Below are 19,490 nucleotides of genomic sequence, written 5' to 3'. Positions count from 1 at the left end.
GCGGTCCCGTCTGCGGCGCAGGGACCGGGCACAGGTGTCTCCTTCTCGATTCATGTTTCTTTCATTGTACACGATGTGCGGCACTGCATGCACATGGTCACGAGGAGGCAGGCCTCGGGCGGCGAACACGCAAAAAAGGGGTGCCGATTCAGTTCGACACCCGTTAGAGGAGGAAGCGCATTTGGTTCAAAGAGACAGCCGCGTTGGCGGCCCGGTTGGGACCGCGTCACCGCTGCGGCGGATTGGTCAGAGTGGCGGTAGTTGTCTTCTGGAAGCCATCCCGGTAGTAGGTGATTTCGATCTTGTCACCCGGCTTCTTGTTCAGGGTCAGGTATTTGCGCAGTTGAGCGGCGTTGTTGATTTCCTTGCCGTCCAGCTTGACGATGACGTCGTACATACGCAGACCCGCTTGGCCGGCCGGGGAGAATTTCGGCACCTCGTCGCGAATGACGACGCCCGCTTTCACGCTGTCCGGCAGATTCAGCGTCTCTTTCCAGTGATAACGGGGAACGTTGGTCAAATCGTAAGGAATAATGCCCAGATACGGTCGTTTCAACTGGCCGTACTGCATCAGTTGGCCGACAATCGCCTTCACGTCGTTGATCGGGATGGCAAAGCCCAGCCCCTCAACGCCTTCCTTGGAAATCTTCAGCGTATTGATCCCGATTACCTGTCCGTAGATGTTGACCAGCGCGCCGCCGCTGTTCCCCGGGTTGATCGCCGCGTCCGTCTGCAGGACGTCCAGCTCCCAGTCATCCTGCCCGTCTTGATCCACGTCAATCGGCATGGAGCGCTGCAGCGAACTGATAATGCCCTGCGTAACGGTGCGGGAGAACTCCATGCCAAGCGGGTTGCCGATGGCGATCGCCGGTTCGCCCACTTTCAGCGTGCTAGAGTCGCCCAACTCCGCCACCTTCGTCACCTTGGAGCCGTCGATCTCCAGCACAGCCAGGTCGGTAAACGGGTCGTACCCCATCACTTTGGCGTCCACCTTGTCCCCGGACGGCAGGACGACCTCCACTTTTTCGGCATCGTCAATCACGTGGTTGTTGGTGATGATGTGCGCTTTGCCGTTTTTCTTTTCAAAGATAACCCCGGACCCTTCACCGCGCGTCACCGACTCCTGGTTGAACCAGTTGACTACCCGGCGGATGTTGATCACGCCGACGACCGCGTCTTCCACTTTTTCCACGGCTTCCACCGTCGCGGTATTGACTTCGACGGAGATCGGCTGGGCAAACAGTTTGGCGGCCGGATTGGTCATGGCATTGGCCGTGCCCGGTTCCACCATGGAGATGTATCCCGATTTGGAGAGGGTCGGCAGCATCAAGAGGACGACCATCCCGCCGATCACGGCCGAGGTGATCGACGTCATGATCAAGCGTCCGACACCCGGCTGCTTGCGCTTTTTCTGCTCCACATGCGCCATATCATCGTAAAAACCCATGGTTCTCGCTCTCCTTTCTCTACTTACCTAGCTTAGCGGCTTTTTTGCCTACGTATACATACGATTGCGACACTTTCAGTATACGACGTGTTTTCGGCAAAATCGCGTGAGAAATATGGAAAGGTTGTGGAAGAGCACCAGCAAACCGGCATAAACCGCAAGCGGCACGGATATGCTGGAGGTAAGGCTTTCCGCGAAGGATTCGCAGAGATGCGAGAAAGGATTGATAGGCATGAAAGACGTAAAGGTCATCGCCAAGCTGGCCGACCTGCAGGAAGTGGGATACCAGAACGCGCTGCTGCTGCACGCGCTGGTGGAACTGCTGGAGGCCAAGGGCTTGCTGACGAAGGACGAGCTGATCGGCAGCATGCACGAGCTGGACGCCGAGCTGCACCACCGCATCCAACAGATTGCCGGGCCCGCCACCTATGAACCTCCTGTCACACCGCTCCAGCCTCGTTCCTGACCATGCGCGTCTACAGCACTTCCAATCTGGTCGGCCGGTCGGGGTAGGTCTCCCGCAGATGGACGTCGTCGCCCACTTTCAGTCCCCGCTCCTCCAGGACGCTTTTCACCGTGAGACGGGCCAGATCGATCATGTTGTTTTCCTTGCTCAGGTGGGCGAGGTAGACCCGCTCCGCACGGCCGCCCAAAAAGTCGCCCAGCGCCTCGCCGGCCGCTTCGTTGGAGAGATGGCCCACGTCGCTCAGAATCCGCTGCTTGATGCTCCACGGATACTGCGACATGCGCAGCATCTCCACATCGTGGTTCGCTTCAAAAATGTAGGCGTCCGCGTCGCGAATCGTCTGCTTGATCCGGTCGCTGACATAGCCAAGGTCAGTAGCGACGCTCAGTTTTTTCCGGCCGTGGTAAAAGCAAAACCCCATCGGTTCGGCGGCGTCGTGGGAAATGCCGAACGACTCGATCCCCAAATCCTCCAGTTCCTTCTTTTCGCCCACCTCAAAGAAGCGCTTTTGATCTTCTCGAATGGTACCGATCTGTTTGTCCAGCTCGGCCCACGTCTTTTGGTTGGCATAAATGGGCAGATTGTAGCGGCGGGCCATCACGCCGATGCCTTTGATATGGTCCACATGCTCGTGGGTAACCAGAATGGCGTCCAGCTCCCCCGGATTGACCCCGATCTCCCGCAGGGCCGCCTCTGCCTGTTTTCCGGTAATGCCCACATCGATCAACACGGAAACACGGTCGGTCGCCACGTAGATGGCGTTGCCCGTGCTGCCGCTTGCCAGAACACTAAATCTCACCGCAATCCCTCTTCCTTCACACGTCACGTTGCAAAAAAACTGTCCGGTCTGAAAAACGTCGGCGATGGTCACGACACCGTCTGGAAGTCCTTCCCGCCCGGGCGTCGCCGCCGGTTGGACTGTCTTCCTCATGCGGTCGCCGACTCGCGTTCCGGGCGAGCCTCACAATTTGGACTGTCTTCCTCGTGCGGACGCCGACTCGCGTTCCGGGCGAGCCTCACAATTTGGACTGTCTTCCTCGTGCGGACGCCGACTCGCATTCCGGGCGGGCCTCACAGTTTGGACTGTCCTCCTCGTGCGGTCGCCGACCCGCGTTCCGGGCGGGCCTCACGGTCAGTTTGGACAGCCCTCACGGTTTGGACGTCACCAGCGGCCGTTCCAGCGCGCCGGTGAACGCGTTGACAAAATGCTGCTTGCCGTCGTGGATGACGCGCCACACCGGGGCCAGCACCTGGACGTCCGCATCGTACGAGCCGTAGTATCCGAGACGGACGCTCTCGATCCGCTCGCCCGGCTGAATGATCCGCTTGTCCACCAGCGAGCGAATGGCCGTGTACGGCGAAATGACCTGCCGGGACGCCCCCTGGCTGCGAAGGTGCAGGTAGGTTTGCCGGTACCCGAGGACCGCGCCGTCCTCCAGGTAGATTTCCAGCGGGGCCACAAAGAGCGGCAGCTTCTTGTAGGTCTGCCAGTACAGCAGCCGTCCCTGGCTGGATTGATACAGATCGGCCGTGTATTGGTCGGCGTGCAGCATGCGCGGGCCGAGCTGGCGCAGCAGATCGCCCGGGGTGAACTGTCCGCGGATCGGAAGCGGCGGGTCCAGCCGGGCGGCCAGCGCCATTTTTTCCATCGTCACCCGAATGCCGGGTATCTCCTGCAGGGTGATCGCATTGATGCCGGCGTACTCCGCGTTGAGGTAGGTCATCGCCGGCGTCTCCTGCGGCACCTCCGCTTCCAGCGAGATGTTTTGCTGATTCAGATACATCTCGATGTCCCACCTGTCCGCCTGCACCGCCTCCGGGCTCTGCCAATGGCTGAACCGGGTCACGTACACCTGGTAGCCGAGAAACAGATCGAGGAAGAGAAAGGCCCAGATCAAAATGGTCTTGGCTCTACTCCAATCCATGTGCCTGTCCTCCTCCCCGCTGCACCCGGGCGGGAATGTACAGATTGGCCCGATTGGCGATCTCCACGACCCAGACTGGCGTCAGTTCGACGTACTCGGGGGTCGTTCGGGTCTCGTACGCCAGGTACGCGTTGGTAATCTGTTCGGTATCCGCCAACTGTTTGTCGCGGATATACTGGTACAGCTCCGGTCCGGACATCACGATCCACTCGTGGTTGTCGATGTAGCGGTCCAGATCCAACAGCGAACGATCCATCGTCACCACCTGCCCCGCCTCCGAGGTGATACGGATCACGTCGATCGGATAACTGTCCTGGCTGACCAGCGGATAGGCGCCGACGTACTGCCGGAACGTGATCACGTCTTTTTCGTTGTAGCTCCTTTTGATTGTCTCGAAGTGAAAGTCGCCTGTCCACCCCACGTGTTTGTTGATAAACGAGACCGCCCCTTTGACCTTTTCCTCGTCCGTCAGTTCCTGCCCGCCCGGTTGAAAGGCAGGGTCGGTAAAGGTGATCGCCTGCTGTTCGGAGCGCAGCAGGATCGAGCGGCTGCCGTCGGTAAAAATCAGCGTTTTGTCCCGCTCCATGATTTGTCGGACCAGCGTCCGGTCGAGGAAGTAGGCGTCAATCAACTGGTCGTTGGTCAGCGTATGGTAGCTGTAGCGAAACGCCTGCATCCTCGTCTGGTTTTTGGGCAGATAGTACATGTCTCCGAGCGCATATCGCTGCTCCACCGTGGGCATGCTCCGCGGCGGCCCGACCACTTTCAGGATCTGTTCCGGCATGGCGTTGCCGGTCGGCAGGTAAGACTGCCGCAAATCCTTGGGACTGATCGACGTGCGCGCCCGCATCACCCGCTCTTCTTCCGTGGAAATGAACAGGGCGTACACGACGTCTTCCTCTTCCTCGTAATACAGCCACAAACGGTCGATGCTTTTCAGCCTGGCTTCGTTCTCATCGCGAATCGTCACCAAACGGCCCACGACAGACATGGGGACGCTGCTGCGAAAGCGAATCTCCACCCCCTGCTTTTCCCGGGCAATTGCCTCCCATTTGTCCGTGGTGAGCGGATACGGAGCGAAGTCGAGGAAGATCCACTTGGGCATTTCCACCTGAACGATGACGCGATACTGCCCGTCCGTCGCGTTCGCCTTCGTGTGCCGGTTCTGCCCGTAGTGGAAAATGACCGACTCCGGCGTCACCAGCTCTTCCAATTGTTTTTCCTGCACCGGCTTTGACTCCTTGTACTGGGCCGGCTCGATGAATTGAAACTTGGGCTGATTGCTCCACAACAGCGCGGTCAGACAAAAGCTGGTCAGCACCAGGAGGTTGAGCAGCACGGTTTTGGCGGGTTCCTTCCACTGCTTCATCCCGCCTTCCCCCCTTTGGCAAACGGCACCCAGAACGTCACCGTGGTTCCTTGGTTCAACTCGCTGGCAATCTCAATCTCGGCTCCATGCGCCTGCACCAGTTCGCGGGCGATGGCGAGGCCGAGGCCGGTTCCGCCCTGTCCGCGCGAACGCGCCTTGTCGACGCGGTAAAACCGCTCGAAAATCCGCTTCAAATCCCGGCTGGGAATGCCGATGCCGGTGTCGGCGATCGAGATGTACACCCGTTTTTGATGCCGGTTGGCGTGTGCCCGCAGCACCACCGAGCCGCCCGCGGGTGTATACTTGATCGCATTGGACAGCAGGTTGTCCAGCACCTGATTGATCGCGTCCTTGTCGATGTGGACGTCGGGCAGCGTTTCCTGGATGTCCAGGCTGAGCTGCACCCCCTGCTGCTCGCCGAACAGGGAAAAGCGGTCCGCCGCGTAGCGCAGCAGTTGGTTGGCATTCACGTCCTTGCAGTGCAGGCGGACGCCCTGCGAATCAAAGCGGGAAAGCTGAAGCAAATCGTTGACGAGCCGGATCATCCGCTCCGTCTCCGACATCGTGACCCGCAAGAAGCGGTTGGACAGCTCCGGCTCCTCGACCGCTCCGTCCAGCAGCGCTTCCACGTAGCTTTTGATCGTGGTCAGCGGCGTGCGCAGCTCGTGCGACACGTTGGCCACAAACTCCCGGCGCTGCTGCTCCAGCCGCTGCTGCTCGGTCACGTCCTGCAGCACGGCGATGATGCCGCCCTTTTTGCCGCTGTCATGCTGCAGCGGGGTAAACGTCACGCGCAGAATCAGCACATCCCGGTTGGGCAGCATCATCTCGATAAACAGCGGCTCTTCCTGGGCGTACAGCGGCATCTCCTCCTCCGGCGGCAGCCGCAGAAGGTCGTGCAGGGTAGACCCTTTTTGCACGCACTCGTTCATCGTCACCTGCAGCATCTCTTCCGCCGATCGGTTTAGCAGGATGATCTGGCCATCCCTGTTGGCCGCGATCACGCCGTCGGACATGTTGCTGAGAATGCCGGCCAGCTTTTCGCGCTCTTCTTCCTGCTGCAGGATGGCCTCCTGCAGCCGCCGGGTCATGTGGTTAAAGGCCATGCCCAGCTGGCCGATTTCATCTTCACTGTACACACGTACGTTCCTGTTAAAATCTCCGTCCGCGACGGCTCGCGCCTGACGGGTCATCTCCTTGACCGGCGTGGTTATCGTCCGAGCCAGTACCACGCCCAATCCGGCCGTCAAGAGCAGCGCGATCATCGTCCCCGAGGCGAGAATCCCGTTCATCTTGCGAATCGTCATGTACGTGCCTTCCATGGAAGCGACCATGTACACGGCCCCGTAGACGATGTTGTCTCCCTTGACCGGCAGCACCAGCACCTTTACCCGGTCTCCGGTCCGCGGGTCGATCCGCATCGACTCGCTGCGCGTTCCCAGGAGGGCGATCGTCACTTCCGGCTGGGACGTGCGCTGGCCGATGATGCGCTTGTCTTCCGTCGTGCTGATCACCGTGCCGTTGGAGTCGATGACCTGGACGTTGGCCCCGTTCAGCTTCACCAGGTTGTTGATCAGGTTGTCGATGCCCTGCCTGACCTCATCGGCACTCTGTTCCTTGGCGTCGCGCGGGCGCAGGTACCCCTCCAGATGGGTGGCCAGCAGGCTGGCCTGGGCGTTCAGCGTCTCCGAGAAGTTGTTGAGGTAGTAGCTTTCCACTTCCCGCGCAAAATAGGCACCGATAAACTGCATGGCCATCAAGATCAAGAGCATGTAGATGACGACCACTTTCCACTGGACCGTGGTAAACAGCCGGAGCGGTCTCATCCGGCCGTTCCTCCCAGACCCGGATTGCGCATGGTGTACCCCAGACCGCGGCGCGTAATGATGTACTTCGGCTGGCTGGGATCGTCCTCAATTTTTTCGCGCAGCCGGCGAATCGTCACGTCGACGGTGCGCACATCGCCAAAGTAGTCGAATCCCCATACCGACTGCAGCAGGTGCTCCCTCGTCAAGACCTGTCCCTGATGGCGAGCCAGGTATGCGAGCAGTTCAAACTCGCGATGCGTCAGGTCCAGCGGCTCTCCCGCCTTCTCCACCGTGTACGAATTCAGGTCGATCTCCAGCTCGTGCACGCGGATCTGGCGGATGTCCTGCTCCTCGTTTTTCGGTTTCTGCCGGCGCAGATGGGCCTTGACGCGGGCGACCAGTTCCCGCGCGCTGAACGGCTTGGTCACGTAATCGTCCGCCCCCAGCTCCAATCCCAACACCTTGTCCAGCTCCGAATCTTTGGCCGTGAGCATGATAATCGGCACGTCGCAAGTCTGCCGCACCACCCTGCAGACGTCCATCCCGTCCCGGCCGGGGAGCATCACATCCAAAAGGATCAGGTCCGGCTTTTCGTTCTGCACCTGAAGCAGCGCTTCTTCGCCGTCATAGGCGCAGACCACCTGATAGCCTTCTTTTTCAAATGTAAACTTCAAAATATCGGCAATTGGCTTTTCATCGTCCACAACCAGGAGTTTTGCCATTCCGCTCCCCCCTTCTGTCTATTGGATTCCACTCGACCCCGGTTTTTTCCTCCACAAGCCCGCCTTGTAATACTTGTCATCCCCCTGCACGGACGCCTCTCGCGCAACAAGAAAAGGGCTCCTCCGTTTTCGGAGGAACGCCCTTTTTTTCGATGAATGTGCTAATTCAGGAAACGAAGCGGGTTCTGGACTCGTCCATTTTTTATCACCTCGAAATGGAGGTGAACCCCGGTGGAATCTCCGGTAGAGCCCATGACGCCGATCGGTGCGCCCTGTTCCACCACTTGGCCGACCTTTACATTGATGGAACGCAAGTGGCCGTAGCGGGTCTTCATCCCGTTTCCGTGGTCGATCAAAATGGATTTCCCGTAATCGCCATCCCATCCGGCGAACACGACACGGCCGTTGTCGGCCGCCCGGACCGTACCGGAACCGGCGATGTCGATGCCTTTGTGCAGTTTGCCCCAGCGCATGCCAAAGCCGCTGCTGATATAGCCTCTGGCCGGCCAGGCGAAACGGCCTGTCCCACGGGACGGAATCACCTTGGTGCCCCGTTCCACAATTTTGGCCACAGGCTGGACCAGCACCTGCTGGTTGAGCACCCTGCGGTCAACCACCTGTCCATTCTCCTTGACCACCTGGTAGCTGACCAGCTTGCTGCCGTCGCGTCCTTCCTGGACGACTCTGGTTTCCCCTTTGGGCAGCTTGTCGTTGTTTTTGATCTGCGTGGTGTACGGAATCGCCTCTTTTTGCGAGACCTCCTCCTTCACCTGGACCGTGACCAGGGGCCGGATGGCCGTCACGTTGATCTTTTGCCCCAACTGGAGCACGGTGTCTTCCGTAATCCCCGGGTTGTTGGCGTAAATGTCCTTGGAGGTGATGCCGTACTTCTGCGCGATGCAGCCGATGCAATCGCCCTGCACCACGGTATGGGTGACGGTTTTCAACGTGCCTCTGGACAGCAGTTCTTCCAGCTTGTCCACCGGCAGCACCTGCGCCGCCGCGACCGAGTCGCTTTCCAGCTTCACGTCTTCCTTGAACGTCACTTCCTTGACCTTTTCAGGCATCGCCGGCGGCATGGACGCGGCCGCCACCATCGCTTGTTTTCCTCTCACGGCGGGGATGCCGGAGAACTTTTCCTTCACCTTGGCCAGCGCTTCTTCGGCCGAACGGCGATCGGCGGCGTAGCCGATCACTTTGCCGTCGACGACCAGCTTGACGGCTTCCACCTTGATGCCGGCAAGATCCGACAGCTTTTCAATCGCGGCGGCATTGTCGTATGTGCCCTTGTAAACCTTCTCTTCCGTAAACGTTATGTAGTTGGAAAGCGTCAGGTTCAGGCCGTGCTTGTCCTTTTCCTCCGCCAGCTTTGCCTTGATCCAGTTGTTCACCACGTCCGGACTGTTCACCACGCCGATTTCCTGTCCGTTTACAAACACGTGATAGATCGGGATGACGTTGCTCGTATAGTAACTGTAGGCTGATACTCCAATTGTCGTTGTCAGTAGCAATCCTGCCGCTATGGATAGGGTTTGCTTTTTATGGGTGCGGAGATACGCGTTCGTGCGTGCCGCCGCGCGCTTCGCCAGTTGGCTGCCGTTCTGGATGAAGCTGCTCATCCGCTTTTGCAGCCTGGCCTTCCATTCGGCCCATTGCATACCTTGTCCCTCCTGAAAACAGTACAGCTTTTCCAATTGCCGGTACTTGCTGAATATTTGAAAAATACCGTCCAGGTCAAAAAGCCTATTCTCTTGTTTCCAGTTGCCTGTCAAATTGCCTAAAGAAACCAACTATGTCGACTTTACCACAAAAATAACGACAACATCAAGTGTAAAATATTGTCGAATAAACGCTCCGACAAAAAGGCATCATATGGACACCAGAGCGGCAGTGCTCATGCAGAAATGTTGAGAGGAGCGGCACACGTGAAGGAACGCAACATTTTGGCCGGATTCAAGACCGAGGAAGCAGCTGTCCAGGCGGGCGACAAACTTCGCCAGGCCGGTTTCGACATCGTTCAGATCGACCGGATCGGTCAGTTTCCCGGCGATGGCGTGGAGAACATCCTCAACCCGATCACCGGAGAAATCCCCAGTCTGGCGAAGATGACCACAGCGGGCGATTTCCCCAGCGGCCGCGACGCCAGCATTCTGGCGGCGGCCAATCCGGATGCGAGCGGAATGGCCGACCGCGGCGACGACAATCTGGAAGCCAGCATCCTGCTCACCGCTGTCGTGCCGGAAGAACGAGGCGACGAAGCGACCGACATCATCCGCGCCTGCGGCGGCATGGTCTAGCCGCAAGTCGCAAATGAAGCCACCTTCCCTCTCATCGGGGCAGGTGGCTGTATTTGGCATGTGCATCGGGACGTCACACCTCGACCATCGACGTGATGTCTTTCAGCGCCAGACGGCGAATCGTCGTTTTCCCCGCATCCCGCTGCTTGTATGTGGTGATGAAGCAGAGATACCCGTTGTCAAAATGAGTCATGGTTCCTTTGATGACGCAGCCGTTGAACATTTTCACCTGAACGTTCTTGCCCAGGAGTTTCATTGCCTTTTGATCGAATCCCATCATCGCGACCACCTCATTTTCTTTCCTTGGTATGCCTTACCATATGCCCAGACAAAGTCGTTTTGTGTCTGTCCGGCGGAAAAAAATTTGCTCCACGCTTATCCTCCCCAGGCACAAACGCAGCCGACAGGGGCAGGGACATGTACGGGCCTTCTTTCCGCCCGGGATGGGAGGGCCGGACCAGGACGTTTGGCCAAACAGGGCGGGAAACCACATCCTTCGCACTACGAAATCGGGCGTAGGAACATCGCAGGACATAGAAAAAAGCTGCCTGATATGGCAGCTTTTTTGCGGAAAACCCGCCCGATACGCAAGGATTATCCGTAGATGCCGCGGACAACCACGGTCTGTTCGCGGTCCGGACCCACGGAGAAAATGGAGAGCGGAATGCCGGTGAGCTGGGTGATGCGCTCCACGTAGTGGCGGGCGTTCTCCGGCAGGTCGTTGAGACTGCGTACGCCGGTGATGTCTTCCTTCCACCCCGGCAGCTCTTCGTAAACCGGTTTGCATTTGGCCAGCATGTTCAGATTGGCCGGGAACGACTCGATGATTTGCCCGTTGTACTCGTACGCCGTGCAGATGCGCAGGGTGTCGATGCCGGTGAGCGTATCCAGCTTGGTCACGGCCAGGCCGGTGATCCCGCTGACGCGGCGGGCATGGCGGACCACCACGCTGTCAAACCAGCCGACGCGGCGCGGACGTCCGGTCGTCGTGCCGTACTCGTACCCCACTTCGCGAATGTGGTCGCCAGTAGCGTCGGTCAGTTCGGTCAGGAACGGGCCGTCACCGACGCGGGTGGTGTAGGCTTTGGCGACGCCGATCACCTGGTTGATCTTGGTCGGACCGACGCCGGAACCGATCGTGACCCCGCCGGCAATCGGGTTGGAGGAGGTGACGTACGGATAGGTGCCTTGATCGATGTCCAAGAGTACCCCCTGCGCTCCTTCAAACAGAACGCGGTTGCCGCGGTCAATCGCGTCGTTCAGCACCACCGACGTGTCGGTGACGTACGGGCGGATGATCTCCGCATACCCCAGGTATTCTTCCAGCACTTCTTTCAGGTCAAAGCCGCTGGTGTTGTACATTTTCTCCAGCAGGCGGTTCTTCTCGGCCAAATTGCGCTCCAGCTTGCGCGCGAACTCGTCCTTGTCCAGGAGATCGGCGATGCGGATGCCGATTCGCGCCGCTTTGTCCATGTACGCCGGACCGATTCCCTTGCGCGTGGTGCCGATCTTGTTCTGGCCGCGGCTGTCTTCTTCCACGCTGTCCAGCTTGATGTGGTACGGCATGATGACGTGCGCGCGGTCGCTGATTTTCAGGTTTTTCGTGGAGAAACCGAAGCCGTGCAGGTATTCCAGCTCCGCCACCAGCGCCTTCGGATCGATCACCATCCCGTTGCCGATGACGCAGATTTTGTCTTTATAGAAAATCCCGGAAGGAATCAGATGCAGCTTATACTTGTTTCCGTCAAAAATAATCGTGTGCCCCGCATTGTTACCCCCCTGGTAACGGGCCACTACCTCTGCGCTTTCCGCCAGATAGTCCGTAATCTTCCCTTTTCCTTCATCGCCCCATTGGGTTCCGACGACAACGACCGTTGACATCGAAAAACACCTCCTGCTCTCATCATATCCTTATTGGGCCTGAAACACTCTAAGTGTACTAAACCATTTCATACCTGTCAACGAAAATACGAACGTTAGGAGTTTGGGTAGATTCTACGTTCGGTATTTTTATCTTATTCAGAAAAACCGCCGCTGATCCCCCATTTGCCGCCGGCGTCCGGATGCAGCAAAAAAGCCGGACGGTCGTCCGGCTTCGCGCTTGCCTGTGCCGCCTTCGCTGCCCGCGGTCCGATGCTCAACCCGCCATGTCGCGGAAGCGGTTGTCCAGGCTGACAAACTTGTTGTATTCCTTTAAAAACGCCAGCTCCACGGTTCCGGTCGGGCCGTTCCGCTGCTTGGCGATAATGACTTCGATCACGTTTTTGTTCTCGGTTTCCTTGTCGTAGTAGTCGTCCCGGTACAGGAACGCCACGATATCCGCGTCCTGCTCGATGGAGCCGGATTCGCGAATGTCCGACATCATCGGCCGCTTGTCCTGGCGCTGCTCCACGGAGCGGCTCAACTGGGAGAGCGCGATGATCGGCACGTTCAGCTCGCGGGCGATCCCTTTCAGTGTACGGGAGATTTCCGAAACCTCCTGCTGCCGGTTTTCTCCGCGCCCGCGACCCTGAATGAGCTGCAGGTAGTCGATCAGGATCAGCCCCAATCCCTTTTCCGCCTGCAGCCGCCGGCATTTGGCCCGTATGTCCTGCACCGTAATCCCCGGCGTATCGTCGATGTAGATGGGGGCTTTGGCCAGCGTCCCGATCGCCATCGTCAGCTTCTGCCAATCGTCCTCTTCCAGCCAACCCGTCCGCATCCGGGACGCATCCAGGTTGCCTTCCGCGCAGATCATCCGCTGTACGAGCTGCGACGCCGCCATCTCCAGCGAAAAGATCGCCACGGTCTCTCCCGCCCGGGCCGCCACGTTTTGCGCCACGTTCAGCGCAAACGCGGTTTTCCCCACGGACGGACGGGCGGCCAGGATGATCAGGTCGCTGCGCTGAAAGCCGGAGGTCATTTTGTCCAGGTCGGGGTAACCGGACGGAATGCCGGTCACGTCGCCCCGTCTCTGGCTGAGAAACTCGATCCGCTCGTAGGTTTCCAACAGCACGTCGCGAATCGGCGTAAAGCCCCCGCTGTTGCGGTTCTGGGCAATTTCCAGGATGTATCTCTCGGCGTCCGCGAGAATCTGCGTGACGTCGTCTTCGCGCGAATAACCGTCATTGGCAATCTTCGTCGCCGTGCGAATCAGCCGGCGCAGCAGCGACTTTTCCTCGACGATGCGGGCGTAATACTCGATGTTGGCCGCCGTCGGCACGGATCTGGCGATTTCCGTCAGATAGGTGACGCCGCCCACTTCGTCCAGCAGCTTGTGGTCCTGCAGTTCCGCCGTCACCGTGACGAGGTCGACCGGTTCCCCTCTTTCGTAGAGGTCCTGCATCGTTTTAAAAATCCGCTGATGCGCCGTCTTGTAGAAATCTTCCGGTCGAAGAATCTCGATGGCCGTGATGAGAGCTTCCTTGGATAAGAACACGGCCCCCAGAACAGACTGCTCGGCTTCGTTGTTTTGCGGCGGCACACGGTCCAAAAACAGGTCGCTCACGTCACACCCCTCGCTTGCCTAGCTTATTCTTCCACCACGTGCACTTTGAGCGTTGCCGTCACTTCGTTGTGCAGCTTGACCTTGATCTGGGTCACGCCCAGCGAACGAATCGCATCCATTTCCAGTTTGCGCTTGTCTACCTTTATGTTGAACTGCTCTTCCAAGGCCTGCGCCACCTGTTTGCTCGAAATGGCGCCGAACAGGCGGCCGCCTTCTCCCGCTTTTCCCGCTACCTTCACGGTCAGTTCGTTCAGCTTTTGTGCCAGTTCCTGGGCTTCCTGCTTCTCCTGCTCCTTGCGTTTCGCCTCGCTGCGCTTCTGCGCCTCCAGCGTCTTCAGGTTGGCTTCCGTGGCTTCCTTGACCAGTCCGCGCGGCAGCAGGAAGTTGCGCACATAGCCTTCGGACAGGTCTTTCACTTCGCCTTTCTTGCCTTGTCCTTTCACATCTTGCAGAAAAATGACTTTCATCGTCGTTTCCCCCTTTTCATCGAATACTGGTCGAGGGCAGAGCGCAAAACAGTTCCTCCCCGCCTAGACGACCGCATCGATCGCTTCTTTCAAGCGCTTGACCGCCTCTTGCAGGGAAATGCCCTCGATCTGGGTGGCCGCGCCGTTCAAGTGGCCGCCGCCGCCCAACTGCTCCATGATGGATTGGACGTTGATGTCCCCCAGGGAACGGGCGCTGATCAGCACGGTGTCGTCCGCGCGTCTGGCGACGACGAACGAAGCGGCAATCCCGGACAGCGTCAATAGCTGCTCCGCCGCCTGGGCCACCTGCACCTGCGTAAAGTCCTCGTTCGGATCGCCCACGGCAATCGCCATGTTGTCGCGGTACGTCTCCGTGTTCATGATGACGCGGGCCCGCTTTACATACTGCTGCAGGTCTTCTTTCAGCAGACGCTGCACCGCCGCCGTGTCCGCCCCGTTACGGCGCAAAAACGACGCCGCTTCGAAGGTACGCGAACCGGTGCGGAACGCGAAGCTCTTGGTATCCACCACGATCCCGGCCAGCAGGGCCGTCGCGATCAGGCTGTCGATGTTTAACCGTTCGCTCTGGTACTGCAGCAGCTCCGTCACCAGCTCCGACGTGGAGGAGGCGTACGGTTCCAGGTACAGGAGCACCGGCTCGATGAACTCCTCGGAGCGGCGGTGGTGGTCGATCACCACGATCCGGCTGGTTTCCTGCAGAAGCTGCGGCTCGATGACCAGCGACGGCCGGTGCGTGTCAACGACGACGAGCAGCGTCCGGCCGGTGACGAGACGAATCGCCTGCTCCGGCGTGATGAACGATTCGGCCAGCTCCGGATGGGCGTAGATCTCCTTCATCAGCCGATCCACGGAGGAGTTGCCCTCGTCCATGACGATGTAGGCGTCTTTGTTGTGGACCTGCACCGCCTTCAGCACCCCGAGCGACGCGCCGATCGAGTCCATGTCCGGCTGCTTGTGGCCCATGACGATGACATGCTCCGCCTCGTGGATCAGATCGCGCAGCGCGTGGGCGATCACGCGGGCCCGTACGCGCGTGCGCTTCTCCACGGCGTTGGATTTGCCGCCGTAAAACGTCAATTTGTTCCCTACTTTGACGGCCGCCTGGTCGCCGCCCCGTCCCAACGCGATATCCAGGCTGGATTGGGCCATTTGTCCCAGTTCGATGTAAGTGTCGGCCGCCGCTCCCACCCCGATGCTGAGCGTCAGCGGAATCTTGTTGTCGGCCGTCATCTCCCGCACGACGTCCAAAATGTCAAAACGGCTTTCTTCCAATTTGTCCAGCGTCTCTCGCTCCATCAGTCCCAAAAACTTGTCGGCGGTGAGTCGACGCAGGTAAATGCCGTGCTTGTTGGCCCACTCCGTAATGACCCCGGACACGCTGGTGGAAAGCAGGGTGCGGCTTTGTTCGTCCATGACCTGTCCCACTTCGTCCAGATTGTCCAGGTGGATGATGGCGAGCACGGCCTTTTCGCGATGGTAGCGAAGCGTCAGCTCTTTCATGTCGGTAATGTCCGTAAAGTAGAGCAGCCGCTCCTCGGGCCGGATCAGCACTTCATAGGTACGTTCGTTGTAGGTAAACTCCAGCCGCTTCTGCTCCGGTTTCCAGGTCAGATGCGGAAAAACGTCCTGGAGACTCTTGCCGATCATCATCTCGTCTCCCGACATCTGTGTCATGAACGGGTTTACCCACTCGATTACCTTCTCTTCGTTGTACAGCAATATGCCGATCGGCAGTTCCTGGATGACGCCGTCTCCCGCTTTTTTCACCCGGTGCGTCACCGTAGCCAGGTATAGGCGCAGATCCCGTTGAAAGCCTTTTTCCGCTTGCAGGGCATAAAGAACCAGGCCAATCAGACAGATGATCCCGATCGCCCCGTACATCCAGTGATGCAGCGTCAAAATCCCCAACAGCAACAAGCTAAAGCTGAGAGCCAGGACCATATGCAGCCCGTACCAACGCTTTAACAGGAATTTGGGCATTTCCTCAGCCCCTCTTCACTCTTGTTTCCAGTTTTTTGCGCAATTGAAGCCCCAGATCAAAAATGCCTAATAAGCTAAGTATAGTAGTTAGGAAAGGAAAAATAAATAGAGAGACAACTAGCGCGGGAGCCAATCGCTTCCATCCGTACAGATGAATCGCAAACAGACAGAAAGCCAATCCCTGCAGGGCAAAGATGCCGTCCAGCATCACCTTTACGTTGAGAACGGCGCTTGACCAGAACGTTCCCTCCGGCTCCTGCCCGATCAAAAACAGGCCGATCAGGGCGGCGAAGTAGTAGTACAGCAGGGAGCGGGGAAAACTCCATTCGCGTACCGGCTTCAAGGCGGGCACGGGGTATCCCAGCCGCTTGCCGATCAGGCGCGCCAGCCCGTGCGTGATGCCGCTCTGCAGGTAGCTGAGCATGACCAGAAACGCCGGCATCACCATTCTGCCAAGCGCGATTGACTGTTCAAACTGCTCTTTGGTCATAAACGACGGCTTAAAGGCTGCCGCCTCCCGCATGACCGCCTGGAAGTCGACATGCAGGACAAACGCAGCGAGAGCCAAAAAGGAAACGTATCCGAGAAACACCACGCCGGCTCCCGCCGTAATCGCGGACAGCGCCGTCCCGCGCTTGGCGTACATCACGCCCATGGCGCCGCCCCACAGCCCGGACAGGAGCGCGATAAAGCCGGTCATCGGCCCGGTCAGCACTCCGCCCAACAAGGCAAAGCCCGACACGATCCAGATCATGTTCGTCACCGTTCGTCTCATGCCCAGCAGCACGAACGGCAGCGGAAGCAATAAACCGGTTGCGACGCCCAGCACCGTGTAGAGGCTGACGAACAGCAGAATCAGCGCGATGGCCAACAGCACGGCGTTTTCCGCCAGTTGTTTGGTTTTGGAAGGCATGGCGACACCTCTCTGAGAATCTGGCAATGACAAATAATATGGAAAAAAGAGGGCCACGCAATTGTGTCCCCCTTTTTGCTTGTGTCAATTATTCAGCCGTGTACGGCAGCAGTGCCACTTGACGGGCACGTTTGATCGCTACGGTCAGCATGCGCTGATACTTCGCAGAAGTGCCGGTTACGCGACGAGGCAGGATTTTGCCGCGCTCGCTGATAAACTTCTTCAGCAGATCGGTGTCTTTGTAGTCGATGTGCTTGATTTTGTTTACCTTGAAGTAGCACACTTTGCGACGCTTGTTCGGACGTCCTTTGCGCGCCATGAAAAGTCCCTCCTTTTGCAGGAAATGTGAAGTTCTACGATTGAACGCAACCCCAAATCAGAACGGCAAGTCGTCATCCGAAATGTTGATCGGCTTGCCGGCATCGGCAAAGGGATCTCCAAATGGATCAAAGTCGTCTCGCTGGCCGCCGGCCGGTTTCCCGCCGCCAAAGCCGGGATCGTAACCTGCGCCTTCACCGCCGCGCCCGCCCAGGAACTGGACGTTTTCCGCCACAACTTCTGTCACGTACACCCTTTTTCCTTCCTTGTTGTCGTAGGATCGCGTCTGAATGCGTCCTTCGACAGCCGCTTGTCTGCCTTTGCGCAGATACGTGGCGCACAGATCGGCCAGCTTCTGCCAAGCGACAATGTTGATGAAGTCGGCTTCCCGCTCGCCCGCCTGATTGGGGCGCGGACGGTTCACCGCAAGGGTAAAGGTGGCAACAGCGACACCGTTTGGCGTATAGCGCAGCTCCGGATCTTTCGTCAGGTTTCCGATGAGAATGACTTTATTCATCTTGGGTCCCCCTCTGCCCGCGACGACGATTACTTCTCTTCACGAACAAACAAGTAGCGAATCACGTCGTCGTTAATTTTCATGAGACGCTCTGCTTCCGCAACAGCATCGGAATTCGCTTTGAAGTTCATCAAAACGTAGTAACCCTCACGGAACTTTTTGATCTCATACGCAAGACGACGCTTGCCCATCTCTTGAAGATTGGTCACTTCGCCGCCGAAGTTGGTGACAACTTCCTGGTAACGAGCAACGTTGGCTTTTACTTTCTCCTCTTCAAGGTCTGGACGCAATACGTACATGACTTCGTATTGACGCATACCTTTTCACCTCCTTATGGACTTAAGCGGCCCTGTGCGGGCAAGGAGCGAGTGCAGATAGATACGCATGGGACATGCACTCCATAAATACTCGCATTTTCGTATTATAGCAAAACACCCCATGCGAGGCAAGGTTGCGTTCTAGACATTGAACCGGAAATGCATGACATCGCCGTCCTGAACGACGTACTCTTTCCCTTCCAGGCGGTACTTGCCCTTTTCCCGGGCGGCCGCCACGGAACCGGCTTCCACCAGGTCGTCGTAGGAGATCACCTCGGCGCGGATAAAACCGCGTTCAAAGTCGCTGTGGATCACTCCGGCCGCCTGAGGCGCCTTGGTGCCCTTGCGGATGGTCCATGCACGCACTTCCTGCACGCCGGCGGTGAAGTAGGTAATCAGCCCCAGCAGGTCGTAGGCGGCGCGAATCAGACGGTCGAGACCGGACTCCTTCAGGCCCAGCTCTTCCAGGAACATCTGCTTGTCTTCGCCTTCCAGCTCGGCGATCTCCGCCTCCACCTTGGCGCTGATCACGACCACCTGCGCCCCTTCCTCGGCCGCCTGCTTGCGCACCGCCTGCACGTGCGGATTGTTGTCGGCGTCGTGAATGCCGTCCTCCGCCACGTTGCACACGTACAGCACCGGCTTGATGGTCAGGAGATGCAGGTCGCGGATCAGTTTGCGTTCGTCCTCGTCCATCTCCACGCTGCGCGCCGGCTTGCCTTCTTCAAATGCCGCCTTCAGGCGTTCCAGCACGTCCAGCTCCTGCTTCGCCTCTTTGTCGCCCGCTTTCACCTTGCGGCCGATCCGGTCGATGCGCCGTTCGACCGACTCCAGGTCGGCGAAGATCAGCTCCAGGTTGATCGTCTCCATGTCGCTCAGCGGATCGACGCGCCCCGCCACGTGCGTGATGTTTTCGTCCTCAAAGCAGCGCACCACGTGAGCGATCGCATCCACCTCGCGAATGTGACCCAGGAACTGGTTGCCCAATCCTTCGCCCTTGCTTGCCCCTTTGACCAGACCGGCAATGTCCACAAACTCAAATGCCGTCGGAACCACCTTGTTCGGCACGACGATCTCCGTCAGCTTGGTCAGGCGCGGGTCCGGCACCTCGACAATGCCCACGTTGGGGTCGATGGTACAGAACGGATAGTTGGCCGATTCGGCGCCCGCCTGCGTGATCGCGTTGAACAAAGTCGACTTGCCTACGTTGGGAAGGCCTACAATGCCACAAGATGCACCCATCTATATACACTCCTTGTTTTCATCCTCATATCCTTTTCAGTATATAGATTTGGCTGAAAGAATACAATTGTCTCCTTGTGGCAGCAGATTCCGGCATGCGGTTGCGTCTGTGAGCGTCTTTCCTGTCGCTTACGTTAGCATCCTGCGCTGGGACAAAAAAAGCTCCCTTTCCGCGTGAAAGGGAGCCAGCCGGT

19 protein-coding genes are annotated in these 19,490 nt (G+C 58.4%); 2 read left to right on the top strand and 17 right to left on the bottom strand.

The features are described 5' to 3' along the window. Positions 1 to 226: 226 nt before the first annotated feature. Positions 227 to 1,447 (bottom strand): S1C family serine protease, encoded by a 1,221-nt coding sequence (locus tag FOI68_RS19020; protein WP_143864026.1) that lies wholly within the window; start codon positions 1,445 to 1,447, stop codon positions 227 to 229. 232 nt (positions 1,448 to 1,679) lie between these two features. Between FOI68_RS19020 and FOI68_RS19015 the strand changes: the two genes are divergently transcribed. Beyond that, positions 1,680 to 1,913: a hypothetical protein gene (locus FOI68_RS19015; protein ID WP_143864025.1), complete on the top strand. Its 234-nt coding sequence runs from the start codon at positions 1,680 to 1,682 to the stop codon at positions 1,911 to 1,913. A gap of 10 nt (positions 1,914 to 1,923) precedes the next feature. Here the strand turns inward: FOI68_RS19015 and FOI68_RS19010 are convergent, their stop codons facing one another. The 6 genes from FOI68_RS19010 to FOI68_RS18985 all read right to left on the bottom strand — a co-directional run bounded on the left by FOI68_RS19010 (position 1,924) and on the right by FOI68_RS18985 (position 9,395). Next, positions 1,924 to 2,712, bottom strand: coding sequence for an MBL fold metallo-hydrolase (locus FOI68_RS19010; protein WP_044899692.1), 789 nt, complete (start codon positions 2,710 to 2,712; stop codon positions 1,924 to 1,926). 349 nt (positions 2,713 to 3,061) lie between these two features. Then, positions 3,062 to 3,838 carry a two-component system regulatory protein YycI gene (locus tag FOI68_RS19005; protein ID WP_029100537.1) on the bottom strand — a complete coding sequence of 259 codons (777 nt, stop codon included), beginning with the start codon at positions 3,836 to 3,838 and terminating at the stop codon, positions 3,062 to 3,064. Then, positions 3,825 to 5,207: a YycH family regulatory protein gene (locus FOI68_RS19000; RefSeq protein ID WP_044899674.1), complete on the bottom strand. Its 1,383-nt coding sequence runs from the start codon at positions 5,205 to 5,207 to the stop codon at positions 3,825 to 3,827. The genes FOI68_RS19005 and FOI68_RS19000 overlap by 14 nt, the downstream gene beginning before the upstream one ends. Continuing rightward, complete coding sequence (gene walK / locus FOI68_RS18995) at positions 5,204 to 7,033, bottom strand: cell wall metabolism sensor histidine kinase WalK (RefSeq protein ID WP_029100539.1); 1,830 nt, start codon at positions 7,031 to 7,033, stop codon at positions 5,204 to 5,206. The genes FOI68_RS19000 and walK overlap by 4 nt, the downstream gene beginning before the upstream one ends. Then, positions 7,030 to 7,737 (bottom strand): response regulator YycF, encoded by a 708-nt coding sequence (gene yycF / locus FOI68_RS18990; RefSeq protein WP_029100540.1) that lies wholly within the window; start codon positions 7,735 to 7,737, stop codon positions 7,030 to 7,032. Before yycF ends, walK begins: the two co-directional genes overlap by 4 nt. Before the next feature lie 161 nt (positions 7,738 to 7,898). Beyond that, positions 7,899 to 9,395: a peptidoglycan DD-metalloendopeptidase family protein gene (locus FOI68_RS18985; protein ID WP_065067545.1), complete on the bottom strand. Its 1,497-nt coding sequence runs from the start codon at positions 9,393 to 9,395 to the stop codon at positions 7,899 to 7,901. A 267-nt stretch (positions 9,396 to 9,662) separates the two neighbouring features. On the opposite strand from FOI68_RS18985, the gene FOI68_RS18980 reads away from it, so the two are divergent. After that, positions 9,663 to 10,034 carry a hypothetical protein gene (locus FOI68_RS18980; protein ID WP_029100542.1) on the top strand — a complete coding sequence of 124 codons (372 nt, stop codon included), beginning with the start codon at positions 9,663 to 9,665 and terminating at the stop codon, positions 10,032 to 10,034. Between the two features lie 73 nt (positions 10,035 to 10,107). On the opposite strand, the gene FOI68_RS18975 is transcribed toward FOI68_RS18980, so the two are convergent. The 10 genes from FOI68_RS18975 to ychF all read right to left on the bottom strand — a co-directional run bounded on the left by FOI68_RS18975 (position 10,108) and on the right by ychF (position 19,296). After that, positions 10,108 to 10,311: a hypothetical protein gene (locus tag FOI68_RS18975; RefSeq protein ID WP_029100543.1), complete on the bottom strand. Its 204-nt coding sequence runs from the start codon at positions 10,309 to 10,311 to the stop codon at positions 10,108 to 10,110. A 317-nt stretch (positions 10,312 to 10,628) separates the two neighbouring features. After that, on the bottom strand, positions 10,629 to 11,915 hold the full coding sequence (locus FOI68_RS18970) for an adenylosuccinate synthase (RefSeq protein ID WP_029100544.1): 1,287 nt from the start codon (positions 11,913 to 11,915) through the stop codon (positions 10,629 to 10,631). Between the two features lie 256 nt (positions 11,916 to 12,171). Beyond that, positions 12,172 to 13,521 carry a replicative DNA helicase gene (gene dnaB / locus FOI68_RS18965; RefSeq protein WP_029100545.1) on the bottom strand — a complete coding sequence of 450 codons (1,350 nt, stop codon included), beginning with the start codon at positions 13,519 to 13,521 and terminating at the stop codon, positions 12,172 to 12,174. A gap of 23 nt (positions 13,522 to 13,544) precedes the next feature. Then, the gene (gene rplI, locus FOI68_RS18960; RefSeq protein WP_029100546.1) at positions 13,545 to 13,988 is read right to left on the bottom strand and encodes a 50S ribosomal protein L9; all 444 of its coding nucleotides are present in this window, start codon (positions 13,986 to 13,988) and stop codon (positions 13,545 to 13,547) included. Between the two features lie 63 nt (positions 13,989 to 14,051). Further along, on the bottom strand, positions 14,052 to 15,989 hold the full coding sequence (locus FOI68_RS18955; RefSeq protein ID WP_029100547.1) for a DHH family phosphoesterase: 1,938 nt from the start codon (positions 15,987 to 15,989) through the stop codon (positions 14,052 to 14,054). A gap of 4 nt (positions 15,990 to 15,993) precedes the next feature. Further along, the gene (locus FOI68_RS18950; protein WP_143864024.1) at positions 15,994 to 16,902 is read right to left on the bottom strand and encodes a DUF2232 domain-containing protein; all 909 of its coding nucleotides are present in this window, start codon (positions 16,900 to 16,902) and stop codon (positions 15,994 to 15,996) included. Between the two features lie 88 nt (positions 16,903 to 16,990). After that, complete coding sequence (rpsR, locus tag FOI68_RS18945) at positions 16,991 to 17,221, bottom strand: 30S ribosomal protein S18 (protein ID WP_035290218.1); 231 nt, start codon at positions 17,219 to 17,221, stop codon at positions 16,991 to 16,993. A 57-nt stretch (positions 17,222 to 17,278) separates the two neighbouring features. Next, a complete protein-coding gene (locus tag FOI68_RS18940; RefSeq protein WP_029100550.1) occupies positions 17,279 to 17,737 on the bottom strand; it encodes a single-stranded DNA-binding protein in 459 nt (152 codons plus the stop codon). 29 nt (positions 17,738 to 17,766) lie between these two features. Continuing rightward, complete coding sequence (rpsF, locus tag FOI68_RS18935; RefSeq protein WP_029100551.1) at positions 17,767 to 18,054, bottom strand: 30S ribosomal protein S6; 288 nt, start codon at positions 18,052 to 18,054, stop codon at positions 17,767 to 17,769. 141 nt (positions 18,055 to 18,195) lie between these two features. Beyond that, positions 18,196 to 19,296, bottom strand: a complete 1,101-nt coding sequence (ychF, locus tag FOI68_RS18930) for a redox-regulated ATPase YchF (protein ID WP_029100552.1) — start codon at positions 19,294 to 19,296, stop codon at positions 18,196 to 18,198. Between the last annotated feature and the right edge of the window lie 194 nt (positions 19,297 to 19,490).

It is taken from the genome of Brevibacillus sp. LEMMJ03 (genome assembly GCF_007197875.1).
GTDB lineage: Bacteria > Bacillota > Bacilli > Brevibacillales > Brevibacillaceae > Brevibacillus > Brevibacillus thermoruber.
This window is presented reverse-complemented; position numbering and strand designations above follow the sequence as displayed.